Origin of the sequence: uncultured Tateyamaria sp. (assembly GCF_947503465.1) — a bacterium.
Taxonomy (GTDB): domain Bacteria; phylum Pseudomonadota; class Alphaproteobacteria; order Rhodobacterales; family Rhodobacteraceae; genus Tateyamaria.
The window spans coordinates 1,856,317-1,879,206 of record NZ_CANNDN010000001.1; the positions used below are offsets into that span (position 1 = coordinate 1,856,317).

At 63.2% G+C, this 22,890-nt stretch carries 18 protein-coding genes and 2 riboswitches; of the genes, 10 read left to right on the forward strand and 8 right to left on the reverse strand.

Going from position 1 to position 22,890, the window contains the following annotated elements; genetic code table 11:
* Positions 1–157: 157 nt before the first annotated feature.
* Positions 158–808 carry a hypothetical protein gene (locus Q0844_RS09375; protein ID WP_299044187.1) on the forward strand — a complete coding sequence of 217 codons (651 nt, stop codon included), beginning with the start codon at positions 158–160 and terminating at the stop codon, positions 806–808.
* Positions 809–818: 10 nt separating this feature from the next.
* Here the strand turns inward: Q0844_RS09375 and Q0844_RS09380 are convergent, their stop codons facing one another.
* On the reverse strand, positions 819–3,104 hold the full coding sequence (locus Q0844_RS09380) for a glycosyl hydrolase family 28-related protein (protein WP_299044188.1): 2,286 nt from the start codon (positions 3,102–3,104) through the stop codon (positions 819–821).
* Between the two features lie 275 nt (positions 3,105–3,379).
* Here Q0844_RS09380 and Q0844_RS09385 point away from each other — a divergent pair, with 275 nt between their 5' ends.
* Positions 3,380–4,693, forward strand: coding sequence for an NAD(P)/FAD-dependent oxidoreductase (locus Q0844_RS09385; RefSeq protein ID WP_299044190.1), 1,314 nt, complete (start codon positions 3,380–3,382; stop codon positions 4,691–4,693).
* 3 nt (positions 4,694–4,696) lie between these two features.
* Here the strand turns inward: Q0844_RS09385 and Q0844_RS09390 are convergent, their stop codons facing one another.
* On the reverse strand, positions 4,697–6,016 hold the full coding sequence (locus tag Q0844_RS09390; RefSeq protein WP_299044192.1) for an aspartate aminotransferase family protein: 1,320 nt from the start codon (positions 6,014–6,016) through the stop codon (positions 4,697–4,699).
* Positions 6,017–6,232: 216 nt separating this feature from the next.
* On the opposite strand from Q0844_RS09390, the gene Q0844_RS09395 reads away from it, so the two are divergent.
* The 4 genes from Q0844_RS09395 (at position 6,233) to Q0844_RS09410 (ending at position 11,754) form a co-directional block, all read left to right on the forward strand.
* Complete coding sequence (locus Q0844_RS09395; protein WP_299044194.1) at positions 6,233–7,201, forward strand: TAXI family TRAP transporter solute-binding subunit; 969 nt, start codon at positions 6,233–6,235, stop codon at positions 7,199–7,201.
* A gap of 100 nt (positions 7,202–7,301) precedes the next feature.
* Positions 7,302–9,929: a TRAP transporter permease gene (locus tag Q0844_RS09400; RefSeq protein WP_299044196.1), complete on the forward strand. Its 2,628-nt coding sequence runs from the start codon at positions 7,302–7,304 to the stop codon at positions 9,927–9,929.
* 11 nt (positions 9,930–9,940) lie between these two features.
* On the forward strand, positions 9,941–10,366 hold the full coding sequence (locus tag Q0844_RS09405; protein WP_299044197.1) for a universal stress protein: 426 nt from the start codon (positions 9,941–9,943) through the stop codon (positions 10,364–10,366).
* 425 nt (positions 10,367–10,791) lie between these two features.
* Positions 10,792–11,754 carry a Gfo/Idh/MocA family oxidoreductase gene (locus Q0844_RS09410; RefSeq protein WP_299044198.1) on the forward strand — a complete coding sequence of 321 codons (963 nt, stop codon included), beginning with the start codon at positions 10,792–10,794 and terminating at the stop codon, positions 11,752–11,754.
* 207 nt (positions 11,755–11,961) lie between these two features.
* On the opposite strand, the gene Q0844_RS09415 is transcribed toward Q0844_RS09410, so the two are convergent.
* Entirely contained in the window at positions 11,962–12,363 is a 402-nt protein-coding gene (locus Q0844_RS09415; protein WP_299044200.1) for a DUF4864 domain-containing protein, read from the reverse strand.
* A gap of 326 nt (positions 12,364–12,689) precedes the next feature.
* Entirely contained in the window at positions 12,690–14,267 is a 1,578-nt protein-coding gene (locus Q0844_RS09420) for a lysine--tRNA ligase (protein WP_299044201.1), read from the reverse strand.
* A gap of 142 nt (positions 14,268–14,409) precedes the next feature.
* On the opposite strand from Q0844_RS09420, the gene Q0844_RS09425 reads away from it, so the two are divergent.
* From Q0844_RS09425 to Q0844_RS09440, 4 genes are all read left to right on the forward strand, one after another.
* A complete protein-coding gene (locus tag Q0844_RS09425; protein WP_299044203.1) occupies positions 14,410–14,832 on the forward strand; it encodes a tellurite resistance TerB family protein in 423 nt (140 codons plus the stop codon).
* 6 nt (positions 14,833–14,838) lie between these two features.
* Positions 14,839–15,288 (forward strand): phage tail protein, encoded by a 450-nt coding sequence (locus tag Q0844_RS09430; RefSeq protein ID WP_299044204.1) that lies wholly within the window; start codon positions 14,839–14,841, stop codon positions 15,286–15,288.
* A gap of 229 nt (positions 15,289–15,517) precedes the next feature.
* Positions 15,518–17,233, forward strand: coding sequence for a hypothetical protein (locus Q0844_RS09435; RefSeq protein ID WP_299044205.1), 1,716 nt, complete (start codon positions 15,518–15,520; stop codon positions 17,231–17,233).
* A gap of 91 nt (positions 17,234–17,324) precedes the next feature.
* Positions 17,325–17,415, forward strand: a riboswitch (glycine riboswitch).
* Positions 17,416–17,444: 29 nt separating this feature from the next.
* A riboswitch (glycine riboswitch) is annotated at positions 17,445–17,558 on the forward strand.
* A gap of 60 nt (positions 17,559–17,618) precedes the next feature.
* Entirely contained in the window at positions 17,619–18,851 is a 1,233-nt protein-coding gene (locus Q0844_RS09440; RefSeq protein WP_299044206.1) for a D-amino acid dehydrogenase, read from the forward strand.
* A gap of 47 nt (positions 18,852–18,898) precedes the next feature.
* Here the strand turns inward: Q0844_RS09440 and dacB are convergent, their stop codons facing one another.
* The 4 genes from dacB to Q0844_RS09460 form a co-directional block, all read right to left on the reverse strand.
* Entirely contained in the window at positions 18,899–20,389 is a 1,491-nt protein-coding gene (gene dacB / locus Q0844_RS09445) for a D-alanyl-D-alanine carboxypeptidase/D-alanyl-D-alanine-endopeptidase (protein ID WP_299044208.1), read from the reverse strand.
* A gap of 46 nt (positions 20,390–20,435) precedes the next feature.
* Positions 20,436–21,032, reverse strand: coding sequence for a nicotinate-nucleotide adenylyltransferase (locus Q0844_RS09450; RefSeq protein ID WP_299044210.1), 597 nt, complete (start codon positions 21,030–21,032; stop codon positions 20,436–20,438).
* Positions 21,033–21,107: 75 nt separating this feature from the next.
* Positions 21,108–21,578 carry an MOSC domain-containing protein gene (locus Q0844_RS09455; protein WP_299044211.1) on the reverse strand — a complete coding sequence of 157 codons (471 nt, stop codon included), beginning with the start codon at positions 21,576–21,578 and terminating at the stop codon, positions 21,108–21,110.
* A complete protein-coding gene (locus tag Q0844_RS09460; RefSeq protein ID WP_299044213.1) occupies positions 21,575–22,876 on the reverse strand; it encodes an alpha/beta hydrolase in 1,302 nt (433 codons plus the stop codon). The genes Q0844_RS09455 and Q0844_RS09460 overlap by 4 nt, the downstream gene beginning before the upstream one ends.
* Between the last annotated feature and the right edge of the window lie 14 nt (positions 22,877–22,890).

A 22,890-nucleotide genomic window follows, 5' to 3' on the forward strand; every position in this document is an offset into this window, starting at 1 on the left:
GCATCTCTCCGTTAATGGCTCCCCCCAGATATAGGCGTGCCATTCGCCGCCCGCAGGGGCGCGTGGCAAAAAGTCCTGCACCACCCGCGCACTAATCAATTGTTAACCAAGATCAGCCCATGGTCATGCCTCGTTAACCCCTGTCAGGACCCGTGCGATGCGCACCGCCATGATGATCGTCTGCATGTTCTGGGCACAGGTTACCCACGCGGGGGCATGGTTGAAGCCGCACAAGGAAGGGTTCCTGTCCCAAAGCGCCGTCTATGACGACGCAGGCCAGCTCGATGGGACGCTCTTTTTCGAATATGGCGTGCGACCGAAACTGACGCTGGGGGCCAAGGTCGATGTGGACATGACCTCCGGACAGATCGGCGACGGCACCGCATTCGTCTTTGCCCGCAAACCCATCCCAACAAAAGATCGGGAATACAAACTGGCCTACACGTTGGGGATCGGCGGCACCTTCGGGGGCGAAATGGAGCCTCTGTTGCTGACCGGGCTCAGCTATGGGCGCGGGATCAAGGCATGGGACCGGTACGGATGGCTGGCCCTCGACGGCGCGGTCGAATGGGCCATAGATGACGGCCCCGACACCTACAAGCTGGACACAACCGTCGGCCTGACGCTGAACGATCGTTTCAAGGTGATGATGCAGGTGTTTGTCAGCGAAACGGACGGGACGGTGACAACAAAACTGGCCCCTTCGCTGATCTGGCAGCCCAAGCCCAAAGCGCCCAGCTTCCTGATCGGGATCGAGGGCGAAGATGGAACCTTCGCCCTCAAGATTGGCGTGTGGCGGTCGTTCTAGACGCCTTGGATCAATCCTTGTCCATCCGGACAAATGCCCGGACGGACCCGCGCATATCCTCGCTGAACTCCAGCGAAAATGAATCCTCGTTGGGACCAATCCGACCACGACCCACAGGGGCCTCGTACCGGCGCTGGTTCGCGTTGTTGCGCAGATCGCCCGTCAACATGACGGAATCCACAAACTGGCAGAAGCCTTCAAAGGGCAGCTTCTTGGCGGTGCCAACGGTCCACGTGCGGGTGTTGGTCGCCTGGCTATGCTCCACCAGCAGCGGGTTCTCGGCATGCTCGCTCACATTGTGATACGAATTGCCCTTGTACCACACAGACCGGTTCCGGTTGTAATCCAGATCGGCAAAGCTGGTGTCGACGCGCTCGGCCCGGTCGATGCTGCCGTTGATGGACCGGAACCGGTTGCCGGTCACGGTGATGCCGTTCAGGAAATGGCCGGACCCGTGCGGCTTGACCACCAGATAGCTGAACCAGGGGGCCACGTCGCCCGACAGGAACACGTTGTCGGTCAGGCTGAAGGAACTGAAGGAAAACCCGGTCGTGAACTGGGGCGTGGGGTCCCGTTCGTTGGTCCATTCGACAAAGCAGTTGTCGATATAGTTCCCGGTCACCACGCTGGCGGTATAACTGTCCTGCAGGACAATGCCCGCTGTACGGAACCCGTCGGCCACACCGTCGCCCTGGAAAAAGTGATTGCCCTTGATCAGGTGGTTCTGCCCGGCCAGCAGCATGAAGTGGCGGAATTGCGTGGCACGGCAATCGCGGATCTTGGCGTCATTCGAATTCACGTTGAACCCGATGGACGTGCGATCAGCGACGTTTTCGGCCTCTTCGGCGGACAGGAACTGACAGCGGTCGATCAGGATACCCTGGCACCCACCACCGATGGACGTCAGACCACGATCCTTGGGACGGCTGATAAAACATTCCTGCAATTCAAAGGTCGGACCGGCCGGGGCCAGCATGATGCCCGAACACTTGTCGTTACACTGGAACTCGATGTTCGACATGTTGAACTTCGACAACTTGGAAAAGCCGCTCAGGTCGATCAGATAGTCAAAACGGCGGAACGTGTAGGTCTGCGTGCCGTCAGCGTCGAACGGCGGGGCGTTCAATTCGATGGTGCCCGCACCCACATTCTTGCTGCGGACATAGATCTCGCGGCCCACACCATTGGCAGTGACATGCGCACCCACCGGGACGTTTGCGATGTTGGTGACATTGGTCAACGTCCGGCCATTGGACGCCGAATAGGTAGCCTGGCTGGTGACGGTCTGCGTATTCCAGTTGTCGCCCTGCGCCTCGAACTGACCATTGCGGATGACGCGGCGGGTGTTGAACTGGTCGCGGTTGGGCACGGCGGCCTGCATGTCGATGGGCTCGAACACCGCGATGCGGCGGCCACCCAGATCAAGGCTCTCGTGGTCCGAACTGTTCAGCAATGCCTGAAACGCCTTCTTGAAGGCCAGAACCTCGTCGCCAAAGGCCTCGATATAGGTCGGCAGATCATAGCTCTTGCGCAGCAGCAGCATCTTGTCGTCGGGCATGCTGATCGTGCCTTCGAACTTCACCAGTTCCTCAAACGCGACATCCTTGTTCAGGCGGAACACGCCCTCGGGCACCAGGATGGTGCGGCCATTGGCGGCTGCATTGGCCGCGTCAAAGGCGTCGCTGTCATCGGTGGTGCCATCCCCGACTGCACCAAAGTCGCGCACATCGACAACGGCCAGCAGGTCGCGCAAAAAGACGGATGTGATGTCTTCGATGACAATGTCATCGATACGCACGATGCCGCCATTGGGACCGGTCAGGTCCAGGCCGAAATGCGCGTATGCCGCGCCGGTTCCCCAAACCAGGTCCACACCCGACCGGTTGCCGGCACCGATGATGGCGGACACTTCGACGACGTCGCCGTAACTTGTCAGGGTCACGCTGTCCGCAGCGGTATCGACACCGGAAACGGCCTGCCCGTTTGCGCGCGCGGCAAAACCGGCAATGCGGACAGACGGAAAACTGCCGCTGATCGCCTTGATGCGCACGGTCACGCGGACATAGCAGCCAGGCAACAGGGGTGTTTCGCCCATGTAACGGACGCGCGTCGTGTTTGACGTCTTTTGCAGCTCAAGGCAGCTACCAAAATCCTGATCCGCAAACACAACCGCTGCATTGGGCGCGTTCTGATAGGTGTCGGACCCCGGCGTACCGTCCCCGCTTGACCAGACGTTCAAACCCTCCGCAAAGGCGGGGGGCATCAGCACAACACCTTCAGTAATTGCCTTGTTCATCCATTCATCCCTTCTCAAAGGGGCCACTTCAGCCCGTCTTTCGCAGTCAATCCGAACGGGCCCTGGGGGCCGGTCGTCGCGGGCAAGGGAAGTATCAACAAGGGGTTAACGGGGGCCGACAGGACCGTGCGGCGCACATGGCGGGGGCGCAACGGACCGCCAAATGTTACAGCCGTTCACGTCCTTTGACCCGAATGTGGAATAATCGATGGGCCGCACCGACCTATGCTATGTGCAAACGCAGCATATCCTTTGCAACCGCAGCGAGGTCGCCCATGTCAAAGGTCAAGCAAACCCGCCCCAAGGTCGTCATCATCGGCGCAGGCTTCGGTGGCCTTGCCGCCGCCCGCGCGCTGAAAAACGCGCCCGTGGACATCAAGGTGATCGACCGGCGCAACTACCACCTGTTTCAGCCGCTGCTGTATCAGGTTGCCACCGCTGACCTGTCGCCTGCTGACGTCGCCTGGCCCATCCGGGGCATCTTCTCGAACCAGCAGAACGTGACGGTGGCCCTGACCGAAGTGCTGGACGTGGACAAGACCGCGCAAAAGGTCATCACCGAAGAAGGGCAGTTCGACTATGACCACCTGATCGTGGCCTCCGGCGCGCACCACTCCTACTTCGGGCGGGACGAATGGGAAAAGCACGCCCCCGGCCTCAAGCGCATCATCGACGCAACCGAGATCCGCAAACAGGTGCTCATGGCCTTCGAACGGGCCGAAATCTCGAACTCCGACGCCGAACAGCGCCGCCAGCTGACATTTGTCGTGGTCGGTGGCGGCCCCACCGGGGTGGAGATGGCAGGCGCCATCGCCGAACTTGCCAACCACGCGCTCGCGGCGGACTTCCACCGGATCAACTCCCGCGACGCCCGCGTCATCCTGATCGAAGCGGGCGACCGCCTGCTCAAGGCGTTCCCCGAGAAACTGTCGACCAAGGCCCAGAAATCACTGGAAAAGCTGGGCGTCGAGGTGATGGTCGACACGCGGGTCGAAGACATCTGCGAAGACGGCGTTCAACTGCCCGACCAGTTCATCCCCTGCGCCACCAAGGTCTGGGGCGCGGGCGTGGCCGTCAAGAATGTGGGCCGCTGGCTCGACGCCGCCACCGACCGCACGGGCCGCGTGCCGGTGAACCCGGACCTCAGCCTGCCGGATGCGCCCAATGTCTACGTGATCGGCGACGCGGCGCAGGTGCCGTGGAAAGACGGGCTTGATGTGCCCGGCATCGCGCCCGCAGCCAAGCAAGGCGGCAAGTTCGTGGGCAAGCGCATCGCGGCACTGACCGCCGGGCGCAAACATACCAAACCCTTCCGCTACCGCCATGCAGGCAACCTTGCCACCATCGGACGGCACGCCGCCGTCATCGACTTCGGCAGCATCCGCCTGTCGGGCTTTGTGGCATGGTGGCTTTGGGGCGTCGCGCACATCTACTTCCTGATCGGCGTACGCAACCCGGTCTTCGTCGCGATGAACTGGTTCTGGTCGTACCTGACCTTCTCCAAGGGCGCGCGGCTGATCACAGGCCTGCGCCCCCTGCACGAAGATCACGACACCGAACCCAAACCGAAGGTGCACGCGGCGGAATAGGGGTCAGGCGAACACGGCCTGCATGGCACGGTCCAGCTTGTCCACTAGTTCGCCCACCTGTGCGTCCTCCAGGATGAAAGGCGGGGCCAGCAACACGTGGTCGCCCTGGGTGCCGTCCACGGTTCCGCCCATCGGATAACAGATCAGCCCGGCCTCGAATGCCGCGGCCTTCAGGCGGGCATGCACCTTGTCAGCCGGGTCAAAGGGCGCTTTTGTCCCCCGGTCCCGCACCAGTTCGATGGCGCGAAACAGGCCCACGCCCCGGATGTCACCCACATGCGCATGCTGCCCGAACCGATCGGCCAGCGCATCGTGCAGCGCCTCGCCCACAGGCGTGACCCGATCCAGAACGCGATCATCCAGCAACCGCTCCAGCACGGCCAGGGCGGCCGCACAGGCCACCGGATGGCCCAGATAGGTATGCCCATGCTGGAAAAAGCCCGACCCGTCCCGGATCGTGTCGTGAATGCGCGCCGAACACATCATCGCACCAATGGGCTGGTACCCCGCGCCCAACCCCTTCGCGATGGCACAGATGTCGGGCACGGCCCCGTAATGCTCGGCGGCAAACATTGTGCCCGTGCGGCCCATCCCGCACATCACCTCGTCAAAGATCAGCAGGATACCATGCCGGTCACAGACCTCGCGCACCCGGGCAAAGTAATCCGCGACAGGTGGCACCGCCCCCAGCGTCGCACCCACGACAGGCTCGGCGACAAAGGCCAGAACCGTCTCCGGACCCAGCGCGTCAATCTCGGCCTCCAGCTCGGCAATCAGCCGGTCGACATAGACCGCATCGGGCTCCCCCTCCGCCTGCCCGCGATAGGCATAACAAGGCGACACATGGCTCACCTCCATCAGCAGCGGATCAAATGGCGCACGCCGCGCCGCGTTCCCGCCGGTGGCCAACGCACCCAACGTGTTGCCGTGATAACTCTGGCGGCGGGCAATCACGCGGGTCCGTGTCGGTTGCCCACTCTCGATCACGTATTGGCGCGCCAACTTCAGGGCCGACTCCATCGCCTCTGACCCGCCGGACACGACATACACCCGGTCCAACCCCTCCGGGGCCGCCGCCACCAACCGCTCCGCCAACCGTTCCGCAGGGTCCGAGGTAAAGAACCCCGTGTGGGCAAAGGCCACCTGATCCAGCTGTGCCGTGATGGCGCCGGTCACATGAGGATCCCCATGACCCAGACAGGACACCGCCGCATCACCACAATTGAGATAGGATTTTCCCGTCGTGTCATACAGATACGGCCCCTGACCGCGCGCCACCATCGGTGGCGGGGCCTTTGAATTGCGGGGGAAAACATGGCTCATGGTCCGGTCATCCTTGCAGGCGCGGACACAGGCCGCGCGCCACAGCAGAATGTCGCGATTTTTCAGCCCGGAAAAGCCCCCGCGCGCGCCGTGCGTCTCATTTTTGGCGCGCAAAGGTTGCACCCGCCCGGATTCTTGCACAGGGTGTATGCACCAAACCAAGTGCCCGGACACCAACCGGGCCACGTCACACCAAAAATTTGGGAGAAACCATCTATGTTTGCAAAACTAAAACTGGGTGCCGCGGTTGTCGCGGGCGCGCTGATGACAGCGCCCATCGCCACCGCGCAGGAATTCATCTCGATCGGCACCGGCGGCGTGACCGGCGTGTACTACCCCACGGGCGGTGCAATCTGCCGTCTGGTGAACCGGGACCGCAAGGAACACGGCATCCGCTGCGCCGTGGAATCGACGGGCGGTTCGGTCTACAACATCAACACGATCAAGGCGGGCGAACTTGAGTTCGGCGTGGCCCAGTCCGACTGGCAGCACCACGCGTTCAACGGCACCTCGAAATTCGAGGGCGACGCGGCCTTCCCCGATATCCGCGCCGTGATGTCGGTCCACCCCGAACCCTTCACGCTTGTCGTGCGCAGTGACAGCGGCATCGACAGCTTCGAAGGCCTGAAGGGCAAGCGCGTCAATGTCGGCAACGCAGGCTCCGGTCAGCGCGCCACGATGGAGGTTGTCATGGCAGCCTTCGGCATGGGCATGGACGACTTCGCTCTGGCGACCGAGTTCAAGGGCTCCGAAATGGCCAAGGAGATTTGCGACGGCAACATCGACGCGATGATCTACACCATCGGTCACCCTGCCGCAGCGATCAAGGAAGCGTCGACAACCTGTGACGTGAAACTTGTCTCCGTCACCGGCGCGCCCATCGACCAGCTTGTCGCGGACAACCCGTTCTATCGCGTGGCGACGATTCCCGGCGGCATGTATGCGGGCACGGACGGCGACACGACCACCTTCGGTGTGGGTGCCACCTTTGTCACCTCTGCCAGCGTGCCCGAAGACACGGTGTACGTCGTCGCCAAGGCGGTCATGGAAAACATTGACGATTTCCGCGGCCTGCACCCGGCATTTGCCAATCTGGACCCGGCCCAGATGGTTCAGGACGGCCTGAGCGCACCACTGCACCCCGGTGCGGAACGCGCTTACAAAGAACTGGGTCTGATGGACTAATCCAGACCTTGCAAACGCCCGGAGCCATCGCTTCGGGCGTTTCACATTTCATGACGACAGACAGCAGACGGGTGCATAAAGCCCGCGCGGGGGACCCATCATGACCGATCAGAACACAGCCGCACCATCCGCCGACGATCTGGTGGCCGAGGCCGACACCGGCGCACGCACCCCCTCTGCCGCATGGCAGGCCAAGCTGATCATCGGCACATGCATCGCATGGTCCCTGTTCCAGCTTTACATCGCGTCCCAGGTCCCCGGCATCGTGGCGCAGGCCACCGGCGTGGGCATCTTCGCCAATATCGTAGCCCAGGCCCGCTTCGTGCACCTCGCCTTCGCCATCATGCTGGCAACGCTCGCCTTTCCGCTGTTCAAATCCTCCCCCCGCGACCGCATCCCGCTTTATGACTGGGCGCTGATCATACTCGGGGTCAGTTCCTGCCTGTATCTTGTCGTCTTCCGGTTCGAGATTGCAGATCGCCCCGGCCTCTGGAGCACATCCGACATCGTCATGTCCTCCATCGGCATGATCGTCCTGTTGGTCGCCGTCTACCGGTCCCTCGGTCTGCCCCTCGTCATCATCGCGTCCGCCTTCATCGCGTTTGCCTTCTTCGGCGGCTATTCCGAATGGGCACGCGAAATCACGAACTATGGCGGCGCATCCCTGTCAAAGGCCCTCGGCCACTACTGGATGCAGACCGAAGGCGTGTTCGGCGTCGCCTTGGGCGTCTCCACGTCCATGATCTTCCTTTTTGTCCTCTTCGGCGCACTACTCGACCGCGCAGGCGGCGGGTCATGGTTCATCAAGGTGGCCATCGCCCTTCTGGGTGCCCTGCGCGGCGGCCCGGCCAAGGCATCGGTGCTGTCGTCGATGCTCACCGGCATGATCTCCGGCTCGTCCATCTCGAACACCGTGACCACGGGCACCTTCACCATCCCGCTGATGAAGCGCATCGGCTTCCCGGCGGAAAAGGCCGGCGCGGTCGAGGTGGCGTCGTCCACCAACGGCCAGCTGACGCCGCCCGTGATGGGGGCGGCCGCCTTCCTCATGGTCGAATATGTCAACATCCCCTACATCGACGTGGTCAAGCACGCCTTCCTGCCTGCGGTCATCAGCTACATCGCGCTGCTCTACATCGTGCACCTCGAAGCGTTGAAGATGCAGATGCAGGGCCTGAAAAAGGCAGGCCGCCACATCGGCCCGGTCCTCATCCTGATCCTCTTCCTGTCCGGGTTCATCTTTCTTGGGGCCTGCACCTTCCTGATGATCGGCCTGCGCAACGTGCTCGACACCTTCATGACCGAAAGCGTCTACGGCGCAATTGTCGTCGTTGCCCTCCTCTACCTCGCGCTCGTCTACTTCGCCTCCCGCTACCCGGATGTGGCGATGGACGATCCGGACGGTGAACTCGAAGCCCCCAGGCTCACACCCACACTCCTCGGCGGTGCCTACTTCTCTCTCCCGATCTTCATCCTCGTGTGGAACCTCATGGTGCGCACCGACAGCCTCGACCGGCTGTCGCCGTCGCTCTCGGCCTTCTGGGCCACGATCTTCATGATCATCGTCGCACTCACCCACCGCCCGCTCAAGGCGCTGTTCCGGGGCGAGGCATTCAGCCACGCCACCGTCGCAGGCTGGCGCGACTTTATCGAGGGGCTGATCCTCGGCGCGCGCAACATGATCGGCATCGGCGTCGCGACGGGCGCTGCAGGCGTCATCGTCGGCACGATCAGCCTGACGGGTGCGCACCAGGTCATCGGCCAGGTGGTCGAGGTGATCGCAGGCGGCAACATCTGGATCCTCCTGATCCTCGTCGCCATCATGTCGCTGATCCTCGGCATGGGCCTGCCCACCACGGCCAACTACATCGTCGTGTCCTCGCTCATGGCCCCGGTGATCCTCACCGTGGGCGCGTCCGCGGGCTACATCTTCCCCCTGATCGCGGTGCACCTGTTCGTGTTCTACTTCGGCATCCTCGCGGATGACACGCCCCCGGTCGGCCTTGCCGCCTACGCGGCGGCGGCCATCTCACGCGGCGACCCGATCAAGACAGGGGTCCAGGGCTTTGCCTACGACATCCGCACGGCGCTCCTGCCGTTCCTCTTCATCTTCAACACCGACCTGCTGCTGATCGACGTGGGCTTTGCCAAGGCAATCCTCGTGTTCTTCATATCCCTCATTGCCATGCTGCTCTTCGCGGCGGCAACCCAGGGCTACTTCATCGCCAAAAGCAAAGCCTGGGAAACGGTGGCGCTGCTGGTGATCGCCTTCATGCTGTTCCGGCCCGACTACCTGCTCGACCAGGTCAGCGAGAAATACCAAACCGCCTCCGGTCCCGCCGCACTCGAACTCATGGCCAATGCCGAGACGGACAGGGAACTGCGGATCGTGGTCGAGGGCCCGGACTTCGACAGCGGCCAACTCAGGCCCACCACCATCACCCTGCCCGCCATCAACGGTGACGCAACCGGGGCGCTGGACGCACAGGGGCTGGCCCTCCTGCAAGACGGCGACATCCTCGCTATGGACGAACCCTTCCCCGGCACACCCTTCTTCGAAAGCCTCGGGAACGAATACGACTTCTACGGCGACAGCCCGGTGCAGATCACCCAGGTGCAGATCGAAAACGACCGGCTGCCCAAGGAACTCTTCTTCATCCCGGCGCTGCTGCTCTTGGGCGGGCTGGTCCTGATCCAACGCCGCCGCGCCACCCAACCGGCCTTCTAAGGGGACCCACGATGTTCAAAACGCTCCTCCTGGCGGTCGACGTCAACGCACCCGAAGGCTCCGCCCGCAGCGCCCAGGCCGCCATCGCCATGGCCCGCGCCGAAGCGGCCACGCTGCACCTGCTGAACGTTGTGCCGGACACAGGCATGGCGATCGTCGGCGCGTCCATGGCCGCGGACAGCATGCAGAATGCGCTGGCCGCCGCGCGGGCGGAACTGGAACGCTGGGCCAGCACAACCATCCCGGCCGAAGTCGCACATCAGATCCACGTGGCCGAAGGCACGGTCTACGACCAGATCATCCGCACGGCCAACCGCCTGGACATCGACGCCATCGTGGTGGGCGCCCACCGGCCCGAACTGAAGGACTACCTGATCGGACCCAACGCCGCCCGCGTGGCGCGCCATGCCACGCAATCTGTGTTCGTGATCCGGTAAACCCGCACAATCGTCTACATGTTTTCGTGAACGTGGTGCGACATTCTGTCAATACGCCCTAGGTTAAAGCGCGCAAACCTACGCGCTTGGATCACCTCATGGACACCTTCATTTCTTTGCTCATCATCTTGAACATCACACTCGCCATCGCGATTGTCGTCGCGAAAATGGCCCGGCTGGACCGCGCTTATGCCAAACAGGTGCGGGCAGACCAAAAGTGGAAATCCCACTTCCGCCGCGACTAGAGCAGCGCTGCACCAGCCAAGCCTGCGCCGGACCTGATACATGCCGGGTCCGAGCGCAGTTCCAGATAATCTCCGCTCCGCGGCTAGGGTCGGCTTTGAGCCCTCTTCGACTGATGCTGCGCGGTGCGCAAATGTCAGCTTCCACGAGACATCATCGAACGGGCGGCCTATGATCCGTGCATGCGCATTGCTTTTATCGGTACGTCCCACGTTCACACGCCTGACTATCTATCGGTTTGCCGGGACTTGCCTTGGGTTGAGATGGTTGGCGTGGCTCGTGTCGACGTTGAGACACTCAATCTCCTGACAGATTTGCCGCCTATCTTTGATAGGCAGGAGGAGCTTCCGCCACATGACCTGGCCGTTGTACTGACCGATATCCAATCTCACGACGAGGTGTGCGCGCGTCTCTCATCACCAGCGGTTTTCATTGAAAAGCCACTTGGGTTAGACGGTGATCGCGCTGACGGCATTGGCCAAATGCTCAGCAGTGCGGGCAAGCGCGTCGAAGTCGGCTTTTTCCTACGCCACTCCACTGCGCTCAAAACACTCGTTGATGCCAGCAAAAGCCCTGAAATTGGCAACATCCGCTTTGCTCGCTTCGCTTTTGCGCATCCGGGTTTATCAGAGGGTTGGTTACGACACTGGCCAGCTCATATTGCTATTGAGCGTATGGGTGGTGGCGCCTTCACCGACCTCGCGATCCATCTGGTCGACGCAGCGCTTGCAATCTTAGGGCCGCTCCGTGCTACGTCGTGTGTACTGGATAAGGTTGGACCAGGGTATGGCGGCCTCAATCAAAATTTCGATAGCCAAGGGCAGGCAACGCTTACATCGGCGCATGGCGCTCTCGTTCACGTATGGGCCAGCGCAGAAGCACCCGAAGTTATGCTGACAGCGCAACTTATTTGCGAACATGGAGAGATTAGTCTCAATGGCGGGCGGGTTTTGCTTCGTTACCCGCCTGATAATGTGACCGTCCTCCACGATGGTCAGATGCCAACACCCGCAGACGGCTTCCGGGCGGCCTTAGAGGCGCTGCGAAACCGAGAAAACCCAATACTGGAGATTGCCGATGCCGTCTCGGTTAGCCAGATTATGGATAGTATACTTGAAAAGTCTGAAACACGTAGCCTGCGCTGAGCGGTTGTTATTACCAGCCATTGCCGCTCCTGCTTCGAATTCACGGTTTGTCCGCAAACCAGACATCCCACACCCCCAGCAAACACCCAGACCAACAGGCCCCGGCGACGTCCCTCGCAATGAGGTTGCCTCACAAGGCAGACGCACAATAAATTCTAGGTCCGGCGGCCCCGCGATCCCTGCACGCCGCCCGTTCTCATCACGCCCTCATGCGCTGACACCGGGCGCTTCCAAAATCTGCACCCCGCCGATCTTCCAGCCATCGGCCGTCTCGATCATCGCATAGGCCAGGAAATGCACCCCGCCTTGCGCGTCTTCAATCCGCACCGTCTGCACAAACCGCCCCGCCTCTTCGCGCAGGTCCAGATAGGTCACGTCCGCAGGCCGCCACACCATCGGATAGCCTTGGGTGACCATGCGACCAAAATTCTCGGGCGTGCCGAAAATTCCGCGGATGTTGGGCGCGGCATAGGTAAAGGCCTGCGCAAAATCATCCATCTTGAAGGCTTCGATCTGGCTGCCGATCACATCTTCGATCTCGGTCTCCTGCGCCATCGCGGCACCGGCCAGGCCCAGGGCCAAAACGGCCCCCATCATCCATTTGCGCATCTGTGTCCTCCTTGTCGCTGCGAAACAAGCTAGCGCATCGGGGAAAACCGGCAAACGCCACCGACCGGGCACCACCGGAACACGCGGCTGGACCCGCGATCCCGGGCGCGCGGATCGTCGCTTCTCCGGTTCACCCGGAACCTCCCCGCAGGGCAGATTTTCCAGGGAATACATCGCCGCCTGCCTTCGCGCACCAGTTTGCCGGATGGACGGTTAAATTTCCCTGACCCCACCGTGCAAGCGCCAAGCGGTTGATCCCGCTTGGCTTTCACAAAGTGATGAATTTTCAGTGACCTGCCAGAGCAGGCTGTCCCCGCGGGGACAGATCAGTCCACAAGCTCTCCGGCAAGGGCCTGTTCGATCAACGCGGTCGTCTCGGCCACGCCATAAAGCGCGATGAACCCGCCAAACCGGGGACCTTGCGAGGCCCCCAGAAGCACTTCGTACAGCGCCGTGAACCAGCCGCGCAACGGATCAAACCGATCCCGCCCGACGGCATAGACAACCGACTGCAATGCCTCGTCCTCGATTGGTCCGTCATAGGCGTCCAGTTCGGCCTTCAACGCCTCCAGCGCCTCGCGTTCGGCGTCCGTGGGCAGGCGGTACACCTTGGCCGGCTTGACGAAGTCGTTGTAGTACCGCACCGCGTGCCCCACCGCCGTGTCCATGCCCGGATGCGTCTCGGGTCCCGTGTCGGGCGCGTAGCGGCGGATGAAGCCCCAGAGCTTGTCCTTGTCCTCGGCCTGGCTGACCGAGGCGAGGTTGAGGAGCATCGCAAAGGCCACGACCATATCGCTTTCCGGCACGTCGCCCGCATGGATGTGCCAGACCGGGTTGGCCGCCTTGCCCGTGTCGTCCTGACCGGGATAGGCGCGCAGTTGCTGGTGATACTCGTCCACGGCCCTGGGGATGACGTCGAAGAACATGCGTTTCGCCGTCTTGGGCTTCTGGTACATGAAATACGACAGCGATTCCGTGCTGGCATAGGTCAGCCATTCATCAATGCTGACCCCGTTGCCGGATGACTTCGAAATCTTCTGCCCCTGATCATCGAGAAACAGCTCGTAGCTGAAGTGATTGGGCGGCTGCGCCCCCAGCGCCCGACAGATCGCGTCATAGATCTTTTCGTTGGTGGCGTGTTCCTTGCCATACATCTCGAAGTCGACACCCAGCGCCGCCCAGCGCGCCCCAAAGTCGGGCTTCCACTGCAATTTCACGTTGCCGCCGGTGACAGGCAGGGTCATCTCGCCCCCATCGGGATCGTCAAAGGTGACCGTGCCGTTCGCCGCATCCACATGTTTCATGGGCACGTACAGAACGCGGCCGGTGTCGGGATGGATCGGCAGGAAGATCGAGTAGGTCTGCTGGCGTTCCTCGCGCAACGACTTCAGCATGATCTTCATCAGATCATCGTATTTCTCCGCACAGCGCAGCAGGATCTCATCGAACTTTCCGGTGCGATAGAAGTCGCGGGCCGAGATGAACTCGTATTCGAACCCGAACGTATCGAGGAACCGGCGCAGCATGGCGTTGTTGTGATGGCCGAAACTTTCATGGGTTTCGAACGGATCGGGCACCGATGTCAGCGGCATCTGCAGGTATTCCTGAAGCGTGTCGGGGTTCGGCACGTTGCCGGGCACCTTGCGCATGCCATCCAGATCATCCGAGAAACAGATCAGCTTGGTCGGGATGTCCGAGATCGCCTCGAACGCGCGGCGCACCATGGTGGTGCGGGCCACCTCTCCGAACGTGCCGATATGGGGCAGGCCCGAGGGGCCATAGCCCGTCTCGAACAGGACATAACCCTTTTCCGGCGGCGCCTTTTCATAGCGTTTGAGCAAGCGGCGCGCCTCTTCGAACGGCCAGGCTTTGCTCGTCATCGCGGCGTCACGGAAACTCGACATCTCGTATGGTCCCAAGTGGTGGCCTGCGCCCAATGCGCGGCCCTGTGGCGCTGTCCCCGCGGGGACAATCCCGGCGCTACCTATTGCGGGCTGCCTTTGCCGTCAATATTGAGGAGTGAAGCACCCCATAAGGATGACCGACATGGCAGACACGAACCTTTCCCTGACCGCACAGGACGCGCTGGTCGCAATGATGATCGCCGTGTCCGCCTCGGACGAGGACATCCGCACCGCCGAACTGGTCAAGATCAACTCGGCCGTGAACAACCTGCCCGTCTTTGCGGGCTACGATCTGGACCGGCTGAACCGCATGGCGCAGATGGTGTTTGACCTGTTCGAACAGGAAGACGGGCTGGACGCCCTGTTTGGCCTGATCCGCGAGGCCCTGCCCGAGCGGCTGTTCGAGACGGCCTATGCGCTGGCCTGTGACGTGGCCGCGGCGGACGGAACCTTGGAAGAGGCGGAACTGCGTCTGCTGGAGGAAATCCGGTACGAGCTGAACATCGACCGTTTGCACGCAGCGGCCATCGAACGCGGTGCGCGGGCGCGACATCTGACGTTGTAGCCCGCCATGTCGGACCTCCCGCACCATACGCCAGCGTTTGTTTTCCGTGTGATCCCGGTCGGCGCGTCCGACGGCTTTCTGGTGCAGGAGGTGACGGGCCTGGCCACGGCGCTGGACGTTCAGACCGTGCAGGAAGGCGGTGAAAACCGCTTTGACCATCAGCTGCCCAGGACAGCGGAACAGGCGAATGTCGTGATAAGGCGCGGTGTCCTGCCACGCTCGGATCCTACGGCGGTCTGGATACGCGACGTCCTTGAGGACAGCCTGGGCAAGCCCATCACCCCCGGAAACGTCGCCATCGACCTGATCGACCCCGAGGGCCAGACGCGTGCGTCGTGGTTGCTGACCCATGCCTATCCGGTCAAATTGTCGGTTGGCACCTTCGAGACCGAGAAGGACGAGCTGGCGATCGAAGCCCTTGAGATCGCCTATGGCAGTTTGACACGCAGGCTGTAGCCGTGGCGCCGCCATTGCGGTGCAGGCAGGCGCGTCGAAATTCTTGATCCGATGGCAAGGGTTGACCTATGGTCAACGGGTCCGCCGTCCTTGGCCGGCGACAGTGTTTTGACCTGTGCGCGTTTTTTGCCGTAAGCTATTTATCTGCAACCGATTTTTGGTGTCTCCGGCGACGGAGCGTTTCGCGGCGCAGACACCCAATCGTAGACATAAAGTGGGACTATCTTTCATGCACCATTCGATCCGGACCGCCCTTGCCATCGCCCTGGGCCTGGCCCCCGCCCTGGCGGGCGCCCAATCCGAGCAGACGGGCGACGCGATGGACCTGTCCTTTGCGTCGGCGCCATCCCTGTCGACCCGGTCCAGCGGACGCAGCGACATTCCCGGCAGCTTTGCGGTGGCGGCCCCCGACGTGGTCAAGCTGGGGTGGGGATGGAGCGAGCAGCGCGGCGAGGCGATCCCGACGGAGTGCATCCTGTTTTCGGAAGGCAGCGGTGGTGCGCAGACCAGCAACATCACCATCCGCGAAGTGTCGGACAGCTATACGTTGGCGAAGGCAATGGACGTGTCGGCATCCACAACCGTCCGTGCCTTTGGCGCCAAGGTGGATGGCAAGGCGTCGATCTCGAAAAACTCGAAGATCACGTCGATGAGCGTCACCTATGTGGTGCGCGCCGAGGTGTTGAACGACAGCGTGTACGTGGCCCCGCCCGATCTGGTGACCGACACCGCGCCCGCCGAGACGCAGGTGACAGGGGCCCCCGCCCCCGAGGCCGTCGGCCCCGCCGTCAGCCTGACAGATCAGGCCGCGGCGCTGGCGGCATCGGACCCCGACGCGTTCCGGCGCATATGCGGCGACGGATACGTGTCCGCCGCGGTCAGCGGCGCGCGGGCCTATCTGGTGTCTGTCGTCAAAACCTCGAGCAAGGAAGAGCGCGAGACCATGCGCGCCTCGGTCACGGGCGAGGGCTGGGGGCAGAAAGCGTCGGTCGCGGCGGGATCGGACCAGACCGCGTCATCCAGCAGCTATGAGCGCGATCTGACGTTTTTCCAGGAGGGGGGATCAGCCACGCAGTCCACGCCCGTGCCGGTCAACGCCGGAACCGACGAAGAAGACCAACCGGCGGTTGCCCCCGATCCGCTGGCCGACAGCGACCTGCCCGCCGACGCCGATCAGGCCATCGCCCGCATCCGCAAACTTGCCACCGCAGCGCGCGACGCGGGCAAGCTGTTCGAAATCTCGATCAGCCCGTATGAGGCATTGGCAAACTACCCCGCCGCCGACGCCCGCCAATCGGATCTGGACGAACACGAGGATCTTGCGGCCCTGATGGGGGCGTACGAGACATTGTACGACGACCTGACCGTCGCACTGGCCGACCGCGGCGGATACGCGGCGCCGGTACGTGTCTGCGCCGAAACCTGTGCCGTCGAACTGGTCGCGTTGACCGACGCGGCAGCCTTTCGGCAGGTCGAGGATGCCCAGGATGTCGCATTGGTTGCGCTGGACCAACTGGAGCAACTGGCCCAGGCCTGCTTTGCCGCGGGAGACACGTGCGACATTGACCTGCGCGCGGTGCGATCCCCCTATGCGGCCTTTGTCAATGCGCCCATTCCCGTTGGCGCCGACAGTTCCCTGCCGTCCCTGGACGACCACGCCACCATCTTCATGCGCGACCGGTCCGCCGCGCGGTGCCAGTTGGGCGCACGCACGCCCGGGTGCATCACCAACGCGATGATCCGCGCGTGGCAGGACCGGCAGGGCATGAAAAGCGTGCCTGTCGCCGATGTGGCCGAGGCCGTGGGCACGATTGCCGAATGCGAGACCCTCGTGGACAACCGTGTGTACCGAGGTGATGCGAATGACCCGGACAGTTCCCTTGTCTGGGTCAACCCGGCCATGGACTTTGACCGGTTCGGCAACGTGGTGTGCCCGCCAGCGTGACAGAAAGATGACAGCCGGACACGACGTCGTGCGGCCTGTGACAAACCCTTTGCGCGACTCGGGCGTGTTTCCTATGTGAAGCCCAGTCGCAGAGGTCGACATGGGAGAGAGCGGGCCGCGTGCCCGCCGCCGAAGGAGCAACGCCCCGGAAACTCTCAGGCACCACGAACCGTGCCGGCCGCGTCCAACCCGGGATCACCCGGGACGACACATGCGACGATCTGGAGAGTGGTCGGACCTCATGGCATCCGGCCCACCGAAGGAGAAAGCGGCCCCCTAAGGACAGGGCCGTGAAGCTCTCAGGTCTCGCGACAGATGGGGATGCAGGCCCGCGTGGTGCGGGACTGTATCCGTATCATCGCCGTGATCGTGGGAGGACCCCCGAATGACCCATATTGCCGTGATCGGTGCCGGTATCACCGGCATCACAACCGCTTATGCCCTGGCCCGCCGCGGCTATGCCGTCAGCGTGTTTGACCGCAACCGCTATGCCGCGATGGAGACGTCCTTTGCCAATGGCGGGCAGTTGTCGGCCAGCAACGCCGAGGTGTGGACCCGCTGGGGCACCATCTTCAAGGGGTTGAAGTGGATGATGAAATCCGACGCCCCGTTGCTCGTGAACCCCGCGCCCAGCTGGCACAAGCTGTCCTGGATGGCCGAGTTCATGGGCAACATTCCCGATTACGAGCGCAACACCATCGAGACGGCGCGCCTGGCCATTGCGGCGCGCGAACACCTGTTGGCGTTTGCCCGCGAAGTGGGTGCCGATTTCGACATGGAACAGCGCGGCATCCTGCATGTGTACCGCAAGCAGTCCGAGTTCGATCATGCCCGCCGCGTGAACGCCCTGCTGGAGCGGGCGGGTCTGGAGCGGCGCGAGGTGTCGGCGGATGAGGTGCAGCGGCTGGAGCCTGCGCTGAAGGCCGACACCCTCGGCGGTTTTTACACCGAGAGCGATTTCACCGGCGACATCCACCGCTATACCCGCGCGCTGAGCGATGGCTGTGCCCGGATGGGGACCGCGTTTCATTACAAGAGCAACGTGACCGACATCACCCATACCGGTGCAGGCGTGCGCCTGACCTGGGACGATGCGGGGGTTTCGGAAAGCCAGGCGTTCGACGGTATTGTCGTGTGTGCCGGTGTCGGCAGCCGCGCCATTGCGTCCGAACTGGGCGACCGGGTGAACATCTATCCGGTCAAGGGCTATTCCATCACCGTGACCCTGGATGACGCCCAAAGCCAGGCCGCAGCACCTTGGGTGAGCCTTTTGGATGACGAGGCGAAGATCGTGACCTCGCGGCTGGGCAAGGGGCGGTTCCGCATTGCGGGGACGGCAGAGTTCAACGGCTTCAACCTGGATATCCGCGATGACCGGATCCGGCCCCTGCGGGAATGGTGCGAGGCGTTCTTTCCCGACGTCTCGACCGAACATTGCGTGCCCTGGGCGGGCCTGCGGCCGATGTTGCCGTCGATGATGCCCAAGGTGGGTCCGGGTGCCAAGCCGGGGGTCTATTACAACACCGGGCATGGGCATCTGGGCTGGACCCTGTCGGCGGCGACCGCGCAGGCAACGGCCGACATCATTGATCTGAGCCGGATGAAGAACGCGGCCTGATCTTCTTCCGACTGAAAATACGACGGGGTCTGGGGCAGCGCCCCAGCCTAGCTGCCGTAGACCGCGCCCCAGCGTTCGATCAGTTTCTGCTGCATTGCCTTGGCGCGCCGGTTCCAGCTGCGCGCGCCCTGGGGGCGTTCGCGTTCCGCACGCGAAATGCGGCTGCGTGTCGCCTCGTCCGCGGCGAAGATGGCAAAGGCCAATTCGGTGCCGTCCCGTGCCGTCATGTAACCCGCCAGTCCCGATACGAAGTTCAGGGTGCCCGTCTTGGCGTGCACCTCGATGGGGTGGTTCTTGATCGCGCGGCGGTTCGCATCCAGCATGGGGATCGGTTTCAGGATCGGGCGCAACACGTTGCTTTGCCGGGCTTTGACCAGCGCCGCCACCATGTCGTCGGCTGTCATCTCGCTGGACCCGCCAAGGCCCGAATGATCGACCAGCCGCATGTTCGGCGTGCCCAGCGCCGCCTTGGCCCAGCGGTTCATCTCGGACGCCGAAGCGCGCAGGGAGGACGGGCGCCCCGCCCGTTTGGCGGTCGCGGCCATGCCCACCATTTCCGCCGTGATATTGGTGGAAAAGCGCAACATGGCCCGCAGGATCGTGCGCAGGTCATCGCTTTGATGTTGTACCAGCGTGGTGCCTTGGGGCGTGCGGCTGACGACCGTCGGGTTCTTCAGTACGATGCCCTGCGACCGGGCGAGCGTCTGGAACACGTCGCCCGCATACAGCCCCGGCTTGCGCACCGGCAGCCAGCGGGCGCCGCCATTGCCCAGCGCGCCACGCGCAACGGTCCAGGTGTCGGTGCGGCCCCCGTCGGAATAGGTGTAGGTCGGCGCGCGCCGTTCCGTGACCTGCATCCGTGCCATCGCCACCGCCGGGCGGTACCGTTCCGTGCGGGCATCCATTGTCACGGCATAGCGCCCGCCCTGCCGTTTCCATTCGAAATGCACGCGGTTGAAGTTCAGCGCGATGCCCGACAGCGCGGGGCTGTAGCCCACGTGGTCGGGCTGGTCCTTGTCGATCGTGGGCACCTGCGGGAACATGCCATCGGCCACCTTGAAGGCCCCGCGCACCTCGCGGATGCCGCGGGCCTTGAGCGCGGCCGCCATGTCCGCCAGCGCATTGGTGTCAAGCGTCGGGTCGCCACCGCCCACCAGCACAAGATCCCCCTGCACAACGCCGCCCGACACGCCGCCTGTCGCGATGATCCGCGTTGCAAACCTGTGCGTCGGCCCCAGGATGTCGAGCGCGTAGAGCGCCGTGACCGCCTTGGCCACGGACGCGGGTGGCGCGCCGACCCTGGCATTCCCGCCTTCCAGCTTGGCCCCCGTCCTGGCGTCGGCCACCGCATAGCTGACCTGCCCGCCCAGCTTGGCCTGTGCAACGATGGCCTGCGGGTCGGCCACCGCCTTCTTGAAATGGTCGCCGCCACGGACCTGTGGCCGCAACGACGCCGCGGGCGGCGCCGCAAGGGCCGATGTGGCTGTCGTACCTGCAAGAGCAGCAAGAAAGTAACGTCTGGAAATCGTGCGCAACATGGCGGCATGTAAGCGCAGCTTTGGCGGGCAAACAAGCCGCTTCAGATCACAAATCCGAAGACGTGCGCCATCTGCCCTGTGCCCGGATCGCGGTCGAGGATTGCGCCGTCATCGCGACATTCACAAAACACCACGCAGGCGGATCGGCACGGCCAAGCAGCTGGCTTGCCCGCCCCGAGATCCGGTGATGCCGATAGAGCCGTGCCGCCGGGCTCATCCGGGCCGAAATGCGGTCACCGGGGCGGGCCAGAACACCCACGGGCACGTTTTCCATGATCCACGTCCAATCCTGCCAGCGGTGGAACTGCGCGAGGTTGTCGGCCCCCATCAGCCAGACAAACCGCACGCCGGGGCACCGTTGCATCAAAAGGCTGAGCGTTTCGGCGGTATAGCGCGTGCCAAGCCGCGCCTCGACATCCGTGACCGTCACGCGGGGGTGCTGCATGAGCGTGCGGGCACGGTCCATGCGCGTTGCCAGCGGGGCGGGGCCCTTGGCCTTCAGCGGATTGCCCGGCGACACCAGCCACCACACATGGGTCAGTCCGAACCGTTTCATCGCCTCGCGCGTGATATGCACATGGCCGTCATGGGCCGGATCGAAGGACCCGCCCAGAAGGCCGATGATCTGGCCCGGTCGTGCCATGGGGAAGGGTGTGTGCGTCACAAGCTGGTCCGGTTGTGTCAGGTCGGGGGACGGGACGCCAAAGCGGGCCCCTTGTCAATCAAGTGGCGTCACGGCATCGCCCAGGGCGACGGCACCGGGTGTCACCACGTCGGCGCACCATCCGCCATGGCCCCGCATCGCCGCATAGCCCCCGTGGCCCATCAGCCGTTCCATCAGGCTGCAGGGCGCGCAGATCGTTGTCACCTGCAGGACGGCGCTGCCGACCTGCACCGTGCGTCCCTTGAGACCATTGAGGTTGAGCCCCCGCACCATGATGTTGCGCCGCAGCAGGGTGGGGTCGATGCGGTCCCGTCCAAGGCAGGAGGCAATGGCGGGCAGGTGTTCGGCCTGGATCAGCGTGACGGCGCGTTTGCCCTTGCGCCCCCTGTCGCCGTCGATGCCGCTTTCGGTGATGTCGGCCCGGTCCAGGACCTGGATGTCGGCCGCCCGCGCAGGTCGGACCCCGATCCAGTCCACGACGCCGGGCTGCGCCCAGCGCGCCATCATGTCATGCAGGTCGCTCATCTTTCGTCGCGGCGGGCCGCCCGGGCCTCGAGCCCGATATCGGCAAGGTTGGGCAACCGTTCGAGCGGGTAGTTCGGGTGCAGCACCCAGACACCATCGCCGTCCTGATCCAGCGGGCGCAATGTCCCGCCCGGAAAGGCACGTGTGCGCAAGGCCAGCACCACATCCGACAGGACCGCCGGATTGTCCCGGAAATAGGCGTGCCCAAATCCGCCCCGCACCTGTTCGACCCGAATGAAATGCACCAACGCCTCTTTGCGCAACCGTTCGAGTTCACCTTCGCGGAAATCCTCGTTCTGGAGCGCGCCCAGCCGGGTGGACCGTGTCAGGTAGGCCGACAGGCGCAAGGCCCCGTCATTCGGGTTGATGTAGAGATTGATCTGTTCGAAGGATTCCGAGAACCGTTCGGCTTGCAGCCGTTGCCGCACGATGTCGACGTCAAGGTCCGGCGCCGCCATGATCAGCGTCCCGGTCTTGAGCATCAGTTTCGGGTGTATCCCGGCACCGCGTGCTTCGATCATCAATTCGCGCAGGGCGGTTGTCACCACATCCGTGCCGCGCGAGTGGGCAATGATGTCGATGCTATCGACCTCGGGCATCTGCGCCAGCATGCGCAGGAATTCCTTGGTATGGTGGACCGAAAACACGCCCGCATCGCGGTCGCGGAAGTACCCCAGCGGGCCGATCCCGTTGCCTGCGGGCCAGGTGAAGGAAATGGGCACGGATTCACGCCCCGCGAAATGCCACATGTTGGCAAGCGTCGTCAGGCTGTCCTCGAACTCGCTGTTGAAGCCGTGCACAAAGACAAGGACACTTCGATTGCCGGTCTGGCGGATTTCGTCCGCGATGATCGCCTGGAACCTTGCGGTTTGTTCTCCATAGACTTCAAGCGCCTCGGGCAGATGCCGCAGCGCGCCGTCAAAACGGGAATAGGGCAGTGGTGTCGCTTCGAAGCGTACGACTTCTTCGAATTCGGGCACCCACAGGGTCGAAATGTTCTGATCGGAATCCGCGCGTGTACGTTCGAGCAGCTCTGGCCAGTCCAGGTCGCGCCCGAATTTGACCGTCGCGGCGCCGAAGGCCATCGAATCCGATCGCGCCGCACCATAGTTGGCGTCGTTCGGCAGACGGTCGGTCATATAGAAAATCTTGGGCTCGGCGGTGCGCCAGACCTCGGGCACCAGATCATCGGGGTAATTCAGCCCCCCCCGGTAGAGGTTCGGTGGCGGGGCAAGGCCGATGCCGACCGCACAGCCGCCGAGGATGAAACAAGCTGCAAGCAGGATAAACCGCCGCATGTCAGACACTTCCG